General features: G+C 32.0%; 19 protein-coding genes. 12 read left to right on the top strand and 7 right to left on the bottom strand.

The features are described from left to right. Positions 1-1,251, bottom strand: a 1,251-nt coding sequence (rsp, locus tag CD127_RS02245; RefSeq protein WP_240623875.1) for an AraC family transcriptional regulator Rsp, incomplete at its 3' end; no start/stop codon positions are given. A gap of 925 nt (positions 1,252-2,176) precedes the next feature. Next, positions 2,177-2,563: a YbgA family protein gene (locus CD127_RS02240; protein WP_103365594.1), complete on the bottom strand. Its 387-nt coding sequence runs from the start codon at positions 2,561-2,563 to the stop codon at positions 2,177-2,179. Positions 2,564-2,757: 194 nt separating this feature from the next. Between CD127_RS02240 and CD127_RS02235 the strand changes: the two genes are divergently transcribed. Continuing rightward, positions 2,758-4,200 (top strand): sucrose-specific PTS transporter subunit IIBC, encoded by a 1,443-nt coding sequence (locus CD127_RS02235; RefSeq protein WP_103365593.1) that lies wholly within the window; start codon positions 2,758-2,760, stop codon positions 4,198-4,200. A gap of 50 nt (positions 4,201-4,250) precedes the next feature. Here CD127_RS02235 and CD127_RS02230 read toward each other — a convergent pair whose 3' ends face one another. Both CD127_RS02230 and CD127_RS02225 read right to left on the bottom strand, forming a co-directional pair. Continuing rightward, complete coding sequence (locus tag CD127_RS02230) at positions 4,251-5,195, bottom strand: magnesium transporter CorA family protein (RefSeq protein WP_103365592.1); 945 nt, start codon at positions 5,193-5,195, stop codon at positions 4,251-4,253. A 30-nt stretch (positions 5,196-5,225) separates the two neighbouring features. After that, positions 5,226-5,840: a TetR/AcrR family transcriptional regulator gene (locus tag CD127_RS02225; RefSeq protein WP_103365591.1), complete on the bottom strand. Its 615-nt coding sequence runs from the start codon at positions 5,838-5,840 to the stop codon at positions 5,226-5,228. A gap of 163 nt (positions 5,841-6,003) precedes the next feature. Here CD127_RS02225 and CD127_RS02220 point away from each other — a divergent pair, with 163 nt between their 5' ends. From CD127_RS02220 to CD127_RS02185, 8 genes are all read left to right on the top strand, one after another. After that, the gene (locus CD127_RS02220; protein WP_103365590.1) at positions 6,004-7,287 is read left to right on the top strand and encodes a YhgE/Pip domain-containing protein; all 1,284 of its coding nucleotides are present in this window, start codon (positions 6,004-6,006) and stop codon (positions 7,285-7,287) included. A 160-nt stretch (positions 7,288-7,447) separates the two neighbouring features. Next, entirely contained in the window at positions 7,448-7,876 is a 429-nt protein-coding gene (locus tag CD127_RS02215) for a MarR family winged helix-turn-helix transcriptional regulator (protein ID WP_103365589.1), read from the top strand. Positions 7,877-7,989: 113 nt separating this feature from the next. Continuing rightward, the gene (locus CD127_RS02210) at positions 7,990-9,345 is read left to right on the top strand and encodes an MATE family efflux transporter (RefSeq protein WP_103365588.1); all 1,356 of its coding nucleotides are present in this window, start codon (positions 7,990-7,992) and stop codon (positions 9,343-9,345) included. A gap of 268 nt (positions 9,346-9,613) precedes the next feature. Then, a complete protein-coding gene (locus CD127_RS02205) occupies positions 9,614-10,861 on the top strand; it encodes a copper resistance CopC/CopD family protein (protein ID WP_103365596.1) in 1,248 nt (415 codons plus the stop codon). 15 nt (positions 10,862-10,876) lie between these two features. Further along, positions 10,877-11,494 (top strand): YcnI family protein, encoded by a 618-nt coding sequence (locus CD127_RS02200; protein WP_103365587.1) that lies wholly within the window; start codon positions 10,877-10,879, stop codon positions 11,492-11,494. Between the two features lie 158 nt (positions 11,495-11,652). Further along, positions 11,653-12,069 carry a DUF2871 domain-containing protein gene (locus tag CD127_RS02195; RefSeq protein WP_103297071.1) on the top strand — a complete coding sequence of 139 codons (417 nt, stop codon included), beginning with the start codon at positions 11,653-11,655 and terminating at the stop codon, positions 12,067-12,069. 196 nt (positions 12,070-12,265) lie between these two features. Further along, complete coding sequence (locus CD127_RS02190; RefSeq protein WP_103365586.1) at positions 12,266-13,297, top strand: NAD(P)/FAD-dependent oxidoreductase; 1,032 nt, start codon at positions 12,266-12,268, stop codon at positions 13,295-13,297. Positions 13,298-13,317: 20 nt separating this feature from the next. Continuing rightward, the gene (locus CD127_RS02185) at positions 13,318-13,719 is read left to right on the top strand and encodes a GNAT family N-acetyltransferase (RefSeq protein ID WP_103365585.1); all 402 of its coding nucleotides are present in this window, start codon (positions 13,318-13,320) and stop codon (positions 13,717-13,719) included. Between the two features lie 61 nt (positions 13,720-13,780). Here the strand turns inward: CD127_RS02185 and CD127_RS02180 are convergent, their stop codons facing one another. Beyond that, a complete protein-coding gene (locus CD127_RS02180; RefSeq protein WP_103365584.1) occupies positions 13,781-14,779 on the bottom strand; it encodes an acrylyl-CoA reductase family protein in 999 nt (332 codons plus the stop codon). Positions 14,780-15,129: 350 nt separating this feature from the next. On the opposite strand from CD127_RS02180, the gene efeO reads away from it, so the two are divergent. The 3 genes from efeO to CD127_RS02165 are packed head-to-tail and all read left to right on the top strand — an operon-like array spanning position 15,130 to position 18,942. Then, a complete protein-coding gene (gene efeO, locus CD127_RS02175) occupies positions 15,130-15,999 on the top strand; it encodes an iron uptake system protein EfeO (protein WP_103365583.1) in 870 nt (289 codons plus the stop codon). Continuing rightward, entirely contained in the window at positions 15,996-17,222 is a 1,227-nt protein-coding gene (gene efeB, locus CD127_RS02170; RefSeq protein ID WP_103365582.1) for an iron uptake transporter deferrochelatase/peroxidase subunit, read from the top strand. Before efeO ends, efeB begins: the two co-directional genes overlap by 4 nt. Further along, positions 17,203-18,942, top strand: a complete 1,740-nt coding sequence (locus CD127_RS02165) for an FTR1 family protein (protein WP_103365581.1) — start codon at positions 17,203-17,205, stop codon at positions 18,940-18,942. The genes efeB and CD127_RS02165 overlap by 20 nt, the downstream gene beginning before the upstream one ends. An 82-nt stretch (positions 18,943-19,024) precedes the next feature. Here the strand turns inward: CD127_RS02165 and tatC are convergent, their stop codons facing one another. Together tatC and CD127_RS02155 are read right to left on the bottom strand one after the other, a co-directional pair. Further along, entirely contained in the window at positions 19,025-19,780 is a 756-nt protein-coding gene (gene tatC, locus CD127_RS02160) for a twin-arginine translocase subunit TatC (RefSeq protein WP_103365580.1), read from the bottom strand. Beyond that, complete coding sequence (locus CD127_RS02155) at positions 19,722-19,946, bottom strand: twin-arginine translocase TatA/TatE family subunit (RefSeq protein ID WP_103297060.1); 225 nt, start codon at positions 19,944-19,946, stop codon at positions 19,722-19,724. Before CD127_RS02155 ends, tatC begins: the two co-directional genes overlap by 59 nt. Positions 19,947-20,084: the final 138 nt, after the last annotated feature.

The following is a 20,084-nucleotide window of genomic DNA, read 5'->3' as shown; positions in this document are numbered from 1 at the left end:
GGATATCTTGAATAGATATCGTTTCGGTATCAAAAACCAGCATAAATTTAACAATTTTTTATTCCATTTATAATCTTGATTACTATGTATAAATGAAATAATCAAACGATAAATTTCTTTGAATTCAGCTTTGTTTTTAATGGTAACTGCTAGACTAATTTTCTTTTCAAAAAGCTTTTCAAAACATCTGTTAAGCAAATTAAAGTTGATTTGTTGGCCAAGAATGTCACTTATATCATTAATTAAGATCGCAGAATTAGGTAAATGAGATAGTTCAATATTATAGAAATCATTAAATACAAATTGAAATAATTCGTTTGTATTTTGAAAATGAATAAACGCTTTCGATGATTTAGTTTGAGTTTGGGTTTGAATATTGTGAATATCTACATAAGTTGTTTCAGTGGTTAAGTGGTCGGTAAATTCAAACTCTGAAATTAAATCTAAATGTTTTTCTTCTATATGATGTCTAAATTTAATTTTAGGCATAGGTGGTAATTCATTTAATTTTGAACGAAATTGTTTAGGATTATAGCCCAGATATTTCTTAAATTGATTTGTAAAATTAGTATGACTACTAAAACCAGATAATTCAGATATCGTAGTGATGGATTGATTTGTAGATAATAATAAATTTAAGGCATGTATAATTTTTAAGCTTGTATAAAAATCTTTAAAGTTCATATTTAAATAGCGAACAAATAAATTTGAACAGTAGGATTCAGAAATAACGGCATATTGAGCTAAATCTTGTAGAGAAATATTATTCGTTATATTTTCATTTATAAATAATAAAATATTCGATAGTATTTGATGATCTACCGACATTTTAGGGATGTAGCTGGTTTCGTTTCTAACCACGGCTTCCTTATAAAGTGTTTGAATAATTTTTGAGATTGCTTCTTCGTCTTGAGGTTCATTGTTTGAAAAGTGAGTAATACTTTGCAAAATGATGGATTTAATGAAGCGGTTAGATTGTAAAAGGTGACGGTCAAAATAACAATTAAAGAACGTATTATCCTCTAAATAAAAGTACGCAACAGGAATTTTAAGTTCTATTAAATTTTTAGCTATTTCTATTTGATATAAATCACCTTGATTAATAATAGCAATGTGATTTTGTAAATCTTTACTTTCTCCATTTATAGAAATAGTTAACTCATTAGTTAGCGAAAAAAGTAAAATCACATAATTAATATTTCGCGTTGGTGCAGAAGTAATATGTTCATGTAAAAGAAGGTTGCTACTCATATATGTGGGTCTCCTGGTCGTTAGTATAGTTTTTAAAAATAATATCGTTCAACATGTTTGAGGATAATAAAAGCTATTATAAATTAAAAGCTAGAAAAAATTAATAGTGAAAAATAAAAACTTTTTATGTATTTTTTAATGAAAGCGTTAAAAATTTCCATCTATACACAATATAAATAAAAATTTAAGAATATAGCGTGATTGATTTGGAAATTTTCAATAGTGTAGGACAACTCTTTTTATTGCATAATAAATATAGATTTCAAAGCAAGCTAAATTTTATTTTGAAGTAAACGTTAATGAAGTTTATTTTAAAAAATGAGTTAACTAGAAATCTATAATTTATGTATTAGTTCTGTCTTAACATCATTGAACAACATCATGAAGAATATGACACATCAAGAAACAAGCGACTAGACTAACAACTAAGAATCAACCACAAGATTATTAAAGTGCTCATCATGTGCATAGGTAAACATCATATCTCAAACGTCTGATTTCATTTCAAACATAAAGACTAACATCTAGATAATCCAACACCCAAGCGAAACTACACGAATCAACTTCTCGTATGGAATGAAAGACATACTCTCAATCACACCAGGCCTAAACAACAATGTAGAGTATGAAACGTTTCTGAGATTAGTCAGACATCACAACTTTGAATCCCTATACACCATAGAATAAGAATATATACTCATGTACATATAGCACGAGGTACTAACAGTAGCCAAACAACGTACATTTAAAACTAGCCTTAATTCCCCGAATAATTTAAATATTTATATAACGTGTTTCAGTTTTACTTATCTATCTAAATGTACGGACCATCAACGCTTTAAACATCAAGAACAATATTCATCTTTAAGAAATAGAATAGAATTAATACGCTGCAGACTGAAGTAAATCTCTACGACGAGAAACTTCAGTCTTTTGTTTTGTTTAATTGCAAGATGCGACTTTCTAATAAATAAGTAACATTATATTTTTGAGCTAATTCTTTTAAAAATGTCAGTAATTGATTTTTAGTAACTACGTCGTTTTGAAAGTCATTTTTTAAATTTTTAGATTGCTCTTTTTCTGCTTTAGTAGCATTATTTTTAAAATATCCCCACATATGGTCATAAGCATTAATGACTGTTCCTTTCGTTGGTTCACAACTCAATGCTTCTTCAATTTTTAATTGTACTTCTTGTAATGAGGGTGAAGATTTAAGTAATTCACGAATTTCATTATAGGATTGTTGGCTGTGTAGTAACACATGATACTTTTCTTCACGCCATAGTTTTTCAATATAGCCACGTTCTTTCATAACACCACTCCTTACTATTAAAATAAATGAGGATTTACAACAACTTCAATATAGTTCTTTTCCCGAAATGAAATGAATACAATCAAATGTATATTTGAATAAAAAGAGTAAAAGTATATTGCTTTCTTAATTGGAACCGATTACAATATAGATAAATAAATGAAACCGGTACCACTCAAGAGGAGGTTGAAGTAATGAGTTATAAGCAATCGGCTGAAGAAATTTTAGAAGCGATTGGAGGCGAAGAAAATTTAGACGCGATGGCACATTGTGCGACGCGCTTACGCCTTGTTCTAAATGATGAAAGTAAAGTAGATGAAGAGAAGTTATCGAAAATGGATGTTGTGAAAGGGACGTTCTCAACAGGCGGGCAATATCAAATCATAATAGGCTCGGGTACAGTCAATAAAGTATTTGCCGAATTAGAAAAAATTACAGGTAAAGAGGCTTCAACGACTGCAGATGTTAAAGATAAGTCGTCCAAGAATATGAACCCATTACAACGTTTCGTAAAAATGTTGTCTGATATTTTTGTACCTATTATACCTGCCATCGTAGCGGGCGGTTTATTAATGGGGATTAACAATCTATTAACTGCCCCAGATTTGTTTTATGATCATAAATCGTTTATAGAAGTACATAGTCAATTTGCTGGGTTAGCAGATATGATTAATATCTTTGCTAATGCGCCATTTACATTATTACCTATACTGATTGGTTTTAGTGCAACGAAGCGGTTTGGAGGCAATCCATATCTTGGTGCAGCATTGGGCATGATTTTGGTACATCCTGCGTTGATGAGTGCTTATGATTTTCCTAAAGCGTTAGAAGCTGGCAAAGCTATTCCTCATTGGGATTTATTTGGCTGGCATATTAATCAAGTAGGGTATCAAGGACAAGTGTTACCTATGTTAGTAGCTGCCTACATACTGGCTACTATTGAAAAGGCTATACGTAAAGTTATTCCAACAGTGTTAGATAATTTGCTTACACCATTATTATCAATTTTAGTTACCGCATTCCTTACATTCTCATTTGTAGGACCAATTACAAGACAATTAGGTTATTGGTTATCAGATGGATTAACTTGGTTATATGAATTTGGTGGAGCGATTGGTGGCTTCATATTTGGTTTATTCTATGCGCCAATCGTTATTACAGGTATGCATCATAGCTTTATTGCTGTTGAAACAACATTAATTGCTGATCAAGCAAAAACAGGCGGTTCATTCATCTTCCCAATTGCTACTATGTCTAACGTAGCACAAGGTGGGGCAGCTTTAGCGGCATTCTTAATTATTAAAAATAATAAAAAATTAAAAGGTGTGGCTTCTGCAGCAGGTATTTCAGCATTATTAGGTATTACAGAACCAGCAATGTTTGGTGTCAATTTAAAACTTAGATATCCATTTATTGGTGCGATTATCGGTTCAGCAATTGGCTCAGCTTATATCTCATTCTTCAAAGTTAAAGCCATTGCGTTAGGTACAGCAGGTCTGCCTGGATTTATTTCAATCAATCCGGCTCATTCTGGTTGGCTCCATTACTTTATAGGAATGTTAATTGCATTTATCGTTTCTGTAGTAGTTACTATTGTTTTATCTCGTCGAAATGCGTATAAAGCCGTAGCAGAATAGCAAAAAAAGGTCAAAATCCTAATATTAGGATTTTGACCTTTTTCACTATGTTAAAGTTTCTGTTTACGCCATAAGAAGATACTCACAATCATTACAAGAATGAGTGAAATGCCAACCACAATAACCCATGATAAATAACTCTTATCATCAATAGGGAGTGGCACGTTCATTCCAAAGAAACTAAAGACAAGGGTTGGTAATGTAAGTAATACGGTAAATAACGTCAATGTCTTCATTATATTGTTCATCTCATTAGATAATAATGAAGAGTAGGATGTCGTAATACTTTCTAAGATACTTGTATAAAGTTCGGTTGTTTCAATCGCTTGGTTATTTTCAATCACTAAATCTTCAAGTAAATCTTCATCTTCTTCAAAACGTTTAATCGCAGGTAAACGGAACAATTTTTTAATAATAGTATCGTTACCTTTTAATGCGGCTAAGAAGTAAACTAAACTTTTTTCAACTTCCATTAGTTTATAAAGTTGTCTATTAGTAATATTATTTTTTAATTCACGTTCTATGCGAATTCGTGATTTATTTAAAAGTCGTAAATTTCTGTTGTAGTGGTTAGAAATTGTTAACAGAATATCTAAAGCGAAGCGGCTATGATATTTTAAATTAACATTATCTTGACGTGCGTAATTTTCTAAGAATTCATTTTCAGCATCACAAATAGTTAAAATAATTCCTTTTCCGATGACAATACCTAAAGGAATCGTTACGAATGAAAGTACACGTCGATTCGTAGAGCTAACGATTGGTAAATCGACGATAATTAATGAGTAACCCGTATCCTCATCATATTCAATACGTGCGCTTTCCTCAGAATCTAATGGATCTCGAATAAAGTCTTCAGGAAGATTATATTGTTCCATTAATTCCTCGATTTCTTCTCTATCTGGTTCTACAACATTAATCCATGATGCAGAGCGATCTAATAGCGTTGTTTCAACAATTTCATTAGTCGTTGTATGTTTGTATGCAGTTAGCATGGTTAATGGTTCCTTTCATATTCAATTAATCTAAGTTGTTTGAGTACGGGCATATTGGTTTTCTGCCATAATTCTTAATGGACCGTTATAAACAATTTTGAAAATGTGTTGCGTTAATTCGTCGACTGTAATACGATTCTCATCCTGTACCCAATATTTAATAGTAGAAATTGTGGCACCCGCTACATAACTATGGAAATACATTTCAGGTATACCATCAATTTCATTATTAACACTTATATATTTTTGCATATTTTCTTTTATTAAGAAATAAATTTTATCTTCAAGTTTACTTTTTCTATCTAATTGAAGAATAGTGTGGTAGAAATCCATATTATCAGCAATATGTTGTAAGATCTTCGTTAATGTATTATTTATAAATTCATCTGCAATTTTTTCAGGTGAACTAGCGTTAAAATGATTGAATTGCGTTAATGACCATATTTCAGAAATATATTCATCTTCCATATCTGATAATAACGTATATTTATCTTCATAATGTAAGTAAAATGTACCACGATTAATATCAGCTTGATTTGAAATATCTTGAACAGTAATTTTATCGAGATCTTTTTCTTTTAATAGTTCTATAAAGGCTTTCTTTATTGCTGACTTTGTCTTTCTGATTCGCCTATCTTCTTTCATATTTATCGACCTCCAATACGTTATTAGACAAAAATAACTAATCTGTTCAAAACCATACGCTATTCGCATAATTGATTATTGTTTATTTTTGACTACCTCATTATAATTTACAACGTATTAAATATTCAACACATTGTTCAATAAAAATAGGAGGTATTAGAAAATGCATATTTTCAAAAGTATTTTACTTTGGGCTACACCTTTAGCTGCGATTGCTTTATTAGTAATCTTTTCTTTAGCATTTTATCCAGCATTTAATCCAAAACCTAAAGAAATGCCAATTGCAGTTGTAAATAATGATAAAGGCGTAGATATCCAAGGTCATAAAGTAAATATTGGTAAAAAAATTGAAGATAAATTAATGGATAGTCGTTCTGAAACAATTAAATGGATTAAAGTAGACGACGAATCAGACATCCAAAAAGATATGGAAAATGAAAAATATTATGGGGTTGCTATTTTTAATGAAGACTTCTCAAAAAATGCGATGAGCAAAACGCAAAAAGTAGTCATGGATAGCAAAAAATCAGAAATGCAACAAAAGGTTGAATCAGGAGAGGTTCCACCTCAAGCAGCAAAAGAAATGCAAGAAAAAATGGGAAATCAAAGTGTTGATGTAAAACAAGCTACTTTCAAAACAATTGTTAACAAAGGTGTTAGCATGCAAGCATCACAAATGGTGTCAAAAGTTTTAAGTGGTATGGGCGATAACTTAAATAATCAAATTACAAAACAAAGTATCGATACATTATCTAAACAAGATGTCAAAGTAGACGCATCTGACATTAAAGGTATTACAAACCCTGTTAAAGTTGATAACCAAGATTTACATTCAATTTCTAGCCATCAAGGTGGCGGTAATGCAGCATTCTTAATGTTCATGCCAGTATGGATGGGCTCATTAGTATCATCTGTATTATTATTCTTTGCATTTAGAACAAGTAATAATGTAGAAAGAAAACAACGTATTATTGCTTCATTAGGACAAATTGCTGTAGCAGTCATTACAGCGGTATTAGGAAGCTTTAGCTTCGTTTACTTCATGCATGGCGTATTAGGATTTGACTTCGGTTTAGGTCATATTAATCGTGTAGCATTATTCTTAACTATTTCAATGTTAGGATTTATCGGTTTAATCTTAGGAATTATGGTTTGGTTAGGTATGAAAGCTTTACCAATCTTCATTCTACTTATGTTCTTTAGCATGCAACTTGTTACATTGCCTAAAGAAATGCTTCCAAAAAACTATCAAACTTGGGTATACAGCATTGATCCATTCACTCATTATGCTAATACTTTAAGAAGAATTATTTACATGAATCAACATCTTACAATGAATACAACAACTTGGATGATGGTTGGATTCATGATCTTCGGTGTAATTTCAGTTATCGTATCTGCACTTGTTAGAAAACATAGTACAAAACGTACTGAAGTACCATCATAAGATTAATTTAAATAACCTCAGTTTAGCCGAAATTATGGTTAAACTGAGGTTTAATATTCTAGAATAAAAATCTGAAAATTTAAACTTTAATATATCGGTTGACTATTTTTTGAAAGAGAGTATTATATTCGTTAGATATCTAACTAAATGGAGTGAGGATATGGAAACAACATATCAATACTTAATCAGAATGTTAGCGCATGAAATGAAAAATTATGCTGACAGAAAATTAGACGAGTACAATGTGACACAAGAACAAAGTCATACGCTAGGTTATATCTATCGTCATAAAGACAAAAGCATCACGCAAAATGAATTATTAAAAACGTTTCAACGTAAAGGCTCAACGGTAAGTTCTACTTTAAAAAGTTTAGAGAAAAAAGGTTTGATTTATCGTACTGTTGATCCTAATGATTCAAGACGTAAGAATTTGAAACTTACTGAAGAAGGTAATCGCTTAGTAGAATCGTTTGTTAGTATATTCGATGAAATTGAATTGATCTTAGTTAAAGATTTCGAGAACAGCGAGAAAGAACAATTGAAATCATTTTTCGAGAGAATGTATGAAAATATTAAAAATGCAAATTAGATATTAAAACGGGACAATACCCAATATTTAACTTGAGTAAAGTCCCGATTATTTTTGAATATATAGTTAGATATCTAATTATTAGATATCTAAGATAAAAGGAGATTATGGAAATGAAAGACGAGCAATTATATTATTTTGAAGAATCACCAATATTTAAAGCGATGATGCACTTTTCATTGCCAATGATGATAGGTTCATTATTAAGCGTTATTTATGGTATTTTAAATGTTTACTTTATAGGATTTTTAGACAATAGTCATATGATTTCAGCAATTTCACTTACATTACCTATCTTTGCAGTATTAATGGCTTTTGGTAATTTATTCGGCGTAGGTGGCGGAACGTATATTTCACGTTTACTCGGTGCCAAAGATTACACAAAAAGTCATTATGTAAGTAGCTTTTCAATTTATAGTAGTTTTATTTTTGGTGTTATTATTGCAATCATTGCAACACCGTTCACAGATCAAATTGCTAGCGTGTTAGGTGCTAGTGGCCAAACATTAAAATTCACAAGCGATTATTTAAAAGTTCAATTTCTAAGCACACCATTTGTTATTCTATTCTTTGTCTTAGAACAATTTGCACGTGCTATCGGTAAACCAATTATTTCAATGATTGGCATGATTTCAAGCGTAGTATTAAATATGATTTTAGACCCTATTTTAATCTTTGGTTTCCACTTAGATGTAGTAGGGGCAGCATTAGGTACAGCCATTTCAAATTTAGTAGCCGCTTTATTCTTTATTATCTATATTGAAATCAAAGATGAAACTTTATCTTTAAATATCAAACACGCAAAACCAACTAAAGAAATGGTACAAGAAATCTTTAAAATAGGTATTCCAGCCTTCTTAATGGTTGTCTTAATGGGCGTTACTGGTTTAGTAGTTAACTTATTCTTAGCACATTACGGAAACTATGCCATTGCAAGTTACGGTATTTCATTCAGACTTGTACAATTCCCAGAATTAATTATTATGGGATTATCTGAAGGCGTTATTCCATTAATTGCATATAACTTTGTTTCTAATAAAACGCGTATGAAAGACACAATTAAAGCAGTTATTTTATCTATTGCAGCTATCTTTGCGGTATGTATGACAATCGTATTATTATTCGGTCATTCAATCGTTCAATTATTTAGCACTGATCCACAAATCGTGACATTAGCTACATTTATCTTAAAAGTAACTATGACATCTTTACTATTAAACGGTATTGGTTTCTTATTTACTGGAATGCTTCAAGCAACTGGTCAAGGACGTGGTGCTACAATCATGGCTATTGCTCAAGGTACTGTCATTATCCCAGTACTCTTCGTACTTAACGCTTTATTCGGCTTACCAGGCGTTGTTTGGTCATTATTAATCGCCGAAACAATTTGTGCATTATTAGCTATGTTAATTGTTTACTTATTGAGAAATCAACTTACTGTCGATAAACAAGCGCTAATTGAAGAATAATTATTTTTTGAAAATGAAGAACACAAACTAACGCAAAAACTGAATAATTATTAAAGTGTTAGAAGAGAAAGGCTGGGACAATAATATAATGTCTCAGCCTTCTTTAACATATTGGCAGTAGCTGATTAAATTGAAAACACGCTTGAATCGGGCTTTATTATCAACTACATCTTTTTGGATAAAAAGTGACAAATTAGAATTATTATTGTTAAATAGTAAACATTATTTTATCATTATTAAATGAGCAAAATTTTATAGGAGGATGTCAATAGTGAAAATAAAGCGAAGTTCGAAAGTAGCTTTAGCCATCTTAATGATGTTTCTATTTATGTTGGTTCCCAATTTTCAACATATCGCATCAGCACATGCTACTTTAGAAAAAACCACACCTTCACAGAATGGAGTAGTCTCAAAGCATCCTGATAATATTGAATTAACCTTTAATGAACCAGTTAATGCGGACTATTCTGGTATCACCATTTTCAATGATAAAGGTAAAGAAATTGGTGAAGTCAAACCTTCAACAACGGGTCATTCTCAGACGTTAACTTTTCCTGCAGATAAAGTAGGACATGGGACGCACCAAATAGAATGGCATACGGTGTCAGCTGACGGACACGAAATTAGCGACCGTTTCGACTTCTCAGTAGGGAAACAAACAGCTAATGGCGTAGATACGACTCCAGCATTCTATGAAACGCCTGACTTCTGGTTTGGTGTATTTCGATATATAGCTGAAGGTGCCACAATTATATTAGTAGGTCTTTATTGGCTGAACGGTATTGCACGTCGTAACAACCTGTCGACGTTTGATGTCTTCCCAAGACATATCGCTGTATCTTTAATGATGATGATGGCTTATTTAATGTCGCTAGTATTATATTTAATGACATTATCATCAGACGTATTAGACGATGTATTGTCACTTAATCCAAGTGCACTCGTGCAATTCCCATACATTTTAAGTTCAATTGCACTTATTATATTAAGCGGTCTTTTCGTACTAAGAAATATGGAGAAATCGTGGTATTGGATTGTATCGATTGCGATGATTTTAGCATTAAGTATGTCAGGTCATGTGTGGTCTCAAAGTGTGCCACTATGGTCAATTATTTTAAGAACCCTACATCTTACAGGTATTAGTTTATGGTTAGGTGCACTTATTTATCTACTGACTTCTGTTTTCACTCGAAAAAGGGATGCCGTAGATTTACTACGCGAAATCTTATTTAAAGTTAATGCCGCAGCCGTAGCAGTCATTATTCTGTCAGGTATATTAATGTCTATCGATGAAACGAAGATATTATCAATTTGGCATAATATGCAACCTTGGACAGTGTTCTTAATTATAAAAGTAGTAGGAACATTAATAATGATGGCATGTGGTTTCATGCAAACGACACGTGCATTAAATAAACGTTATAGAGTAAATAAAGTTTCATTAATTATAGAAGTAACCATTGGTGTATTACTTATCGTAGCCGGTGTAATTATGAGTCAAATTAGTATTCCATAGTAAGGAGATAATAAGATGTTTAAAAAATTATTAGCCACGAGTTTAGTGCTTTTCTTTTCAATAGGTTTCTTTAAATTCGCAGATGCTCACGTAACATTAAATCCTAAAGCAGTGGATCCTGAATCTTATGAACGTGTGGATGTGCGTGTACCAGTTGAACAAAAAGATCACACTGAAAAAGTAGAATTAGAAGTGCCAAAAGAGGTACAAGTAGTTAATATTCAACCTGTTGACGAATATAAATATAAATTAGATAAAGATAAAAAAGGTAACATCACTAAAATTACTTGGACAGCTAAAGGTAAAGGTATTGGACCAGATGAATTCATCGACTTACCACTTATCGTAGCAAGTCCTAAAGATGAAGGTAAATATTCATTTAAAGCTATTCAAACTTATGATAATGGCGACAAAGTGAAATGGGTAGGTAAAGAAGATAGCGAACACCCAGCGCCAACATTAGAAGTTAAAAAAGATGCGAATGCTGTAGCAGTGAAAGACGATAAATCTGAAGATGATAAGAAAGCAAGTGAACAACAATCTTCAGGTGGTTCAATTGCATTATGGATTATTTCAATCGTTGCAATAATTCTTTCATTAGTTGCATTATTCAAACACGCTAGAAATAAATAATATTAGATTAACCAAGGACAATTTCTATTTGTAAATAATAGAAGTTGTCCTTTTACCTATATCTTCTTGTATTTTTATTCTTACGTTTATTGTCAATTATTCTTGCTTTAAACTAGAGGATAATCAATTATAATAGTCTTGTGAGGGAGGATTTTGACATGCGTAGATTACTATATGCTTTTTTAGTCTATATGATTATTGGACTATTTAGTGGATTTTACTACAGAGAATTAACAAAAGCGCATCATTTTACGGGCGATACTCAATTAGCTGTAGTCCATACGCATACCTTAATATTAGGTATGTTTATGTTTTTAATATTGCTACCACTTGAGAAAGTGTTTAAATTAAGTAGCTATTATCTATTTAATTGGTTTTTCATCATTTATAATATTGGCGTTGTAGTTACTATAGGTATGATGGTAACTAAAGGAACTTTCCAAGTCACTGGTAAAAGCTTTTCACCTGAAGCATTTGCTGGCTTTGCAGGAATAGGTCATACAGGTATGCTAGCTGGATTATTATTACTATTCTTCTTATTACGCCAAGCTATTTTGAAAGAACCTAGAGATTAATGTATAAGGATTTAGGAGTAGGACAGAATTTAATGTCTTGCTCCTTTTTGTTTTTGAAAATAAATAATAGCGAGGCATTATTACCTATTATAATGTAGGGATTTCTTCAACATTGTTACATCATGTAGTATAATGTACAAGAATTAATGATAACTATTATCATTTAGATGGGAAACGATTTTAGGAGGCAAATACCATGCAAGATGTAACAATCATTGGGGGAGGACCAGCTGGACTCTTTGCGAGTTTTTATTCTGGTTTAAGAGGAATGTCAGTTAGAATCATTGATGTGCAAGATAAATTAGGCGGTAAAATGCAAATCTATCCTGAAAAGATTATTTGGGATATTGGTGGCGTAGCACCAAAACCTTGTTATGAAATAATTAAAGATTTAATTGCGCAAGGGCTACATTTTAACCCTGAAGTTAACTTAAACGAACGTGTTATAGATATTCGCAAAGTAGCGGAAAGACATTTTCAAATTGAAACAGACAAAGGCAATATTTACGAATCTAAAGCTGTGATATTTGCGGTAGGTGGCGGTATTATTAATCCTAAGCCTCTAAATATTAAAGGTGCTGAACGTTATAACATGACTAACTTGCATTATGTGGTTCAGTCATTTTCAAAATTCAAAGATAAAGATATTCTAATTTCAGGTGGAGGCAATACTGCGCTTGATTGGGCACGAGATTTAGCCGGTATCGCGAAGTCAGTAACATTAATTTATAGAAAGCCGGAAATTCGTGGTTATGAAGCGATGGTTAAAGTATTACAAGATTTAAACGTGAAACTGTTGCCTAAAACACAAATTAAAGAATTGATTGGTGATGCTGAAGATAAATGCATTCACGAAGTTAAACTTGAGAATGTTGAAAACCAAGAAGTACAAACTTTATCATTTGATGATGTGATTATTAGCCATGGCTTTGATCATGAGAATCCATTACTGGTTGAATGTTCGTCGAAACTTGATTTATATGATGAATATCGCGTTAAAGGATTAGGGAATACTACTACAAATATCCCTGGTATTTATGCATGTGGCGATGTAGTTCATCATGAAGCGAAAGTGCATTTAATTGCGAGTGCATTTAGTGATGCGGGTAATGCGGCGAACTTAGCTAAGACTTATATTGAACCTGATGCCGCTAATGAAGGATATGTATCAAGTCATAATGATATATTTAAAGAATCTAATAAAGCAGTAATTAATAAATATTTATAAATAATAAAAGGGGATGTACAATGATTCGTTTTTCTACAGAAGTACCTGATGCACAGGCTTATTGTGATTTAAGAGTAAAAGCAGGCATGAGTCCTAAATCTCTGGAAGCGGCACGTAAAGGATTACCTAATGCGTGTTTCACTATTACGATTTATGAGGATGATAAGTTAATCGGTATGGGAAGATTAATTGGTGATGGGGGCACTGCTTTTCAAGTTGTAGATATTGCCGTTGATCCAAATTACCAAGGACAAGGTTATGGCAGACAAATCTTAGAGAAGATTATGGCTTATATTGATTCAGTAGCTGAAAAGGGAACGTATGTAAGTTTGATTGCTGACTATCCAGCAGATAAATTGTATGAGAAGTTTGGCTTTCAATCGACAGAGCCTAAATCAGGTGGCATGTATACTGTATATTAAAAATAAGAGCGAAATTCGAAGTGAAGACACTAGCGAATTTCGCTCTTACTATTTAAATTATCTATTCAGCGTTGAAGTCTATCACAATGCGACCTGTATTTTTATGATGTAATACAGTTTCAATAGATTCAGGTAATTCATCGAATGAAATTGAACGCTTAATTTCTTGTAATTTATCAGCTTTTAAATCTGTAGCTAGACGTCGCCATACGCGTTCACGTAATTTCATAGGAGTAAATACAGAATCGATACCCACAAGACTTGCGCCTCTTAAAATAAATGGGTAAACTGTCGCATTAAATTTAATGCCTCCAGTCATACCGATTAGCGCAACACCGCCGTTATTATCGATACGATTGATAACATAAGGTGTACCTTCGCCACCAATAGGGTCGATGGCCGCTTGCCAAGTACGAGAACCTAATAAAGCATCATCATTTTCAGTAATACGGTCAATGATTTCTTTAGCGCCTAGATCTTCAATCTTTTTAGCAGCTTCTTTATTGCCTGTACTTGCGACGACTTTGTATCCTAAATTAGATAACATAAGTACAGCAAGTGAACCGACACCACCTGAAGCACCACGGACAAGCACTTTACCGCCTTCAAGTGTCATAAAGCCAGCTTTTTCTAACTTTTCAATAGCTAAACCAGCAGTATAACCAGCCGTACCGTAAATCATAGCTTCTTCTAAAGTTAAATTATTTGGTAGTTTTACGACCCATTCAGATTTAACACGTGCGTATTCACTGAAACCACCGTAATGGCTTACGCCTAAGTCATAGCTTGTAACGATGACTTTTTCGCCTTCTTCAATAGTAGGATCACTAGATTCAACTACTGTTCCTGCTAAATCAATACCAGGAACCATTGGATATGATTTGACGATATTATTGTTATCAGTTGTAGCTAATGCGTCTTTATAATTTATACCTGAATAATGGACTTTAATTAATACTTCACCTTCAGGTAAATCATCAGTTGTCATTGTTTTAAAGTCACTCTTCACGTTGCCATCTTTGTCTTTATCAACTAAAAATGCTTTAAATTCAGTACTCATATCTTATGACTCCTTTAAAAGTTATTAATAGATATACATTATTTACCCGTCAAAATAAGATAATATGCTAAGAAAATCTTATTGAATCATTATATTTTAATTATTAGTAATAAGGCAAACGATAAAAATCATGCTAATTAAAATTAAAATAGAATTGTTATTGACACAAAATGTAGACAAACTTATAATTATTCTGATAATGATTATCAATTGAAACTGAAGAAGAGAAAGCTACTATAATAATTGAGATTTTGGGATAACTCATATTTTATAAAATGATTATTATAAATGATAAAAATTAATCAGTGGCGGTTGAATAATTACCTATAAATTATTGAGGTGGACAGTTTATGAAGAAATTACCAACTATCTTATTAGCATCATCATTATTATTAGCAGCATGTGGCAACGATAATAATGGAGACAATGACCAAAGTAAAAAAGATTCTCAGTCACAAAGTTCAAGTAGTAGTAAAAACGATGCGGCTTTAGATAAAGCTACGAAAGAATACAAAAAATACACAGATAAACAATTAGACAAATTCTTAGATGGCACAGAAGAATTTGTAACTGCAATTAAAAATGACAATATGGAAAAAGCAAAAGAGCTTTATCCTAAAGTACGTATGTATTATGAACGTTCAGAACCAGTTGCTGAAGCTTTCGGTGACTTAGATCCTAAGATTGATGCTCGTTTAGCAGATATGAAAGAAGAGAAAAAAGAAGACGAGTGGAGCGGTTATCACAAAATTGAAAAATCACTTTACCAAGACAACAAAATTGATGACACAACTAAAAAAGATGCTGATCAATTATTAAAAGATGCTAAAGAGTTGGACGCTAAAGCTGATACTTTAGATATTACACCTAAATTAATGTTACAAGGTTCAGTTGACTTATTAAATGAAGTATCAACTTCAAAAATAACTGGTGAAGAAGAAATTTATTCACACACTGATTTATATGACTTCAAAGCAAATATTGAAGGTGCTCAAAAAATCTACGAATTATTCAAACCTGAATTAGTGAAGAAAGATAAAAAATTAAGCGATGATATTCAAAAGAACTTTGATAAAGTGAATAGTTTATTAGATAAATACAAAGACGGCGACGGATTTAAAGATTATAGCGCTGTAACTAAAGAAGATAGAAAAGCATTATCTGATGCAGTAAACTCACTTGGTGAACCATTAAGTAAAATGGCTGTGGTTACAGAATGAGTAAAATAGACGATCAACAATCCACACAAGTTTCAAGACGATCATTTTTGAAAATGCTTGGAATTGGTGGAGCAGGTGCAGTGATTGGTGCAAGTGGTGTTGGAAGTATCTTTTCATTTAAATCAATGTTCGATACACCAGAAGATGAGAGTAAAGATGCTTTCGAATTTTATGGACGTGTGCAAGCTGGCGTTACGACACCTACACAGAAGAATTGTACTATTGTAGCTTTAGATTTAAAAAGTAAAGACAAAAGTGCAATTAAAGATATGTTTAAGAAATGGACGGACATGTCTGTCAACATGACAGATGGTGCGCCAGCTGAGAAGGATAGTCAAAATGCGTTATTACCTCCAGTAGACACAGGCGAATCTATTGGTTTAGGTGCAAGTAGATTAACGTTAACGTATGGCGTAAGTAAATCATTTTTGAAAAAACTAGGTATGTCATCTAAAATTCCAAGTGATTTTAAAGATTTACCTCATTTTCCAAATGATCAATTAGAAGACGAATATAGTGATGGAGATATTATGATTCAAGCGTGTTCAAATGATCCACAAGTTTCTTTCCACGCGATTCATAATTTAGTCCGTCCATTTAGAGATATTGTCAAAATGAGATGGTCTCAAAATGGCTTCGTTTCAGGAAAATTAGAAGAAACGCCTAGAAATTTAATGGCATTTAAAGATGGTACTGTTAACCCTACTAAAAGTGATGAACTTAAAAAATATGTATTTATTGATGACGGTTGGGCTAAAAATGGTACATATTGTATCGTAAGACGCATTCAAATTCACATTGAAACGTGGGATCGTACATCTTTAGAAGAACAAGAGGCAACATTTGGACGAAAACGTGATACTGGTGCGCCTTTAACAGGTAAAAAAGAATTTGACCACTTAGATTTAAAAGCAAAAGATGCGAGCGGTAATTACATTATTGATCCGAATGCACATGCACGTTTGGCACGTGAAGCTAATACATCTATTAAACGTCGTGCTTATAACTATAGTGATGGTACTAACGCTAAGACTGGTAACTTAGAAGTAGGTTTAATCTTTACTTGTTTCCAAAAATCAACGCAACAATTTATTGATATTCAAAATAATTTAGGCCATCGCGACAAATTAAACGAATATATTACACATAAAGGTTCTGCATCATTTCTTGTATTACCAGGTGTTCAAAAAGGAGGCTATTTAGGTGAAACACTTTTCGGTTAAACTCCTTTTAGTAGTGGCACTTCTTTTCACAGTGCTAAGAATCACACCAACACCTGTACATGCTGCAGATGACAACTCAATTAGTGACGTTTATGTGGCTATTACGGATGCAAAGTCAACGCTACAAGATAAGGATAAAAGTGATAAAGAGAAACAAAAAGCAGTAGAAGATATTAAATCTAAAGTTAATGATTTAAATATTAAAGATAATAAAGAAGGTAAAGAGGTTAAATCTAAATTAAAAGATTTAGATCATACATCTTCAACCGACAAACAAGCTGATCAACTTTCAGAATTAACTAAATCGCTGATTGCTTATGAAAATGTAGAATCATCATCTGATATTTCAGGAGAAATTAAACAGTTAAAACAACAAGTTGATTCTAAAGATGCTCAAGTTAAAAAAGCGATTAAAACAAAAAACGAGTCTGAATTACAATCAATCAATAATAGTTTGAACCAAATTTGGACAAGTCATGAATCTGCAATTCGTAACTATGATGAAGGTAAATATGGACAAATCGAAGTGAATTTAATGCAACTTCGTGTAGCAACCCAAAAAGAACCTTTAGATACGAAGAAGGTTGAGAATGCTTGGAATACATTTAAATCTAGCATCGATACTGTAGATCAAAAACAATCTAGTGAAGAGTCTGGCCAATACAAGGCTTCACAATTAAATGATGAACTAGATAAAGCTATTAAAGGCATTGATGATAATAATTTAGATCAAGCTGATGAAGCATTATCTAAATTCGTGCAAATCTGGCCATATGTTGAAGGTAAAATTCAAACTAAAAATGGTTCATTATATACAACTATCGAAGATAAGATTCCATATTATCAAAGTATTTTAGATAATAGTAATAAAGATAGAGTGAAAAAAGGTTTACAAGAAATCAATTCAGATATTAAAGATACGATAGGTCAAGAAGGATATTCATTCGTTGATGTAATGATTATCTTCTTACGTGAAGGTCTTGAAGTACTCTTAATTATCATGACATTAACTACAATGACACGTAAAGTGAAAGATACAAAAGGTACTACAAGTGTTGTTGGCGGTGCTATTCTTGGTTTAATCCTAAGTATCACGTTAGCAGTTGTGTTCATTCAAACGTTGGGTAATAATGGTATCTTGCGTGAAGGAATGGAAGCTACACTTGGTATTATTGCCGTTGTTCTTATGTACGTGGTAGGTATTTGGATGCATCGTCGTTCAAGTGCGAAGCGTTGGAATGACATGATTCAAAATATGTATCAAAATGCTATTAGTAATGGGAATCTAGTTCTCTTAGGAACAATTGGTTTAATCTCAGTCTTACGTGAAGGTGTAGAAGTCATTATCTTCTATATGGGTATGATTGGTAGCATTACTACTACAGATTTCGTTATTGGTATCGCATTAGCAATTGTGATTTTAATTATCTTTGCATTGCTATTCAGATTTATTGTAAAACTTATACCAATTTATTATATCTTCAGAGTGCTTTCAATTTTAATCTTTATTATGGCATTCAAGATGCTTGGTGTAAGTATTCAAAAATTACAATTATTAGGTACGGTACCACATCATGGTATTGAAGGTTTACCAACAATTAGTTTCATTGGTTTCTATCCAACGGTTGAAACAATTGTTGCTCAATTAATTTACATTGTGTTGATTATTTTCTTCATTTTCAAAAATAGAAAAGATAAGAAAGAACAAGGTGTAAAATAAGAATTAAATAATATAAAAAATCCTCGAACTTAACATTATGAGAAAGTTCGAGGATTTTTGTATAGTTATGTTTATTTAAATATCAATTTCGTTGTGTAACTTTGGCAATGACCATACTAAATTCAAATAGAATAATTAATGGCAATGTTAACAATAAATTTAATGTTAAATCAGGTGGGGCAACAATACTTGCTGCGACAAAACATCCGAAGTAAACATATTTACGATATGTTTTGAGTTCATTAACATCTATTAAATCTAATTTGGCCAAGCCTAAAAATAGGGTAGGTAATTGGAATAGAACGCCAAAGATTAATAACCATCTTATTAATTCATGTAAATATGCTTGAAATCCTATCACAGGTTGAATACTTAGGACGGTTGAAAGGGTTAGTGAAAAGTTAATAACTAGTGGGAACCCAATGAAAAATGCGAATGCAACTCCAATAATAAATAATACAGCACACCAAATACTGTATTTATAAATAAATCGGCGTTCGTGTGGATGCAAGCCAGGTGCGATAAATGCCCATAAATGATAAAAGATAAATGGCATAATCAAACATAGCGCCACAAAGAAAATAATCATAATATATATTTGAATCATTTCAGTGAATGAAAATGCATGAAGAGTTACATGCGCACGTTTAACATAATGGATAAATGGTTTCATCCACCAATGTGATGAAATATAAACAATGATAGTTGAAATAATAAAAGCAATAAACACTCTGACGATTCGTATTCTTAATTCATCAAAGTGTTCTAGTAATGTCGAATTATTTTGATTGTTCTCGTTGTTGTTTTGACTCTTTACTGGGAGTATCGTGTACGTCATCTGAATCTAAATTTTCAGCAGCAGATTTAAATTCTTTTAATGTGCTACCAATTGCTCTACCAAATTGTGGTAATTTTTTAGGTCCAAAAATAATCAAAGCGATAATACTTATGACGACTAGACTTGTTGGTCCAGTGATACCTACTACAAATAAATCTTGAAACATTTGAAAAAACCTCACTCTAATTTATACTTATAACAACTATACTTTATACTCATTGATAAATATTATCAATAGTAATTTAAGACGTTCACAAATTAATTATAATTAATTGTTTGAAAAACTACTGTGGATGGGGTGAGG

Source organism: Staphylococcus petrasii (assembly GCF_002902565.1).
GTDB classification, from domain to species: Bacteria; Bacillota; Bacilli; order Staphylococcales; family Staphylococcaceae; genus Staphylococcus; species Staphylococcus petrasii.
This window is presented reverse-complemented; position numbering and strand designations above follow the sequence as displayed.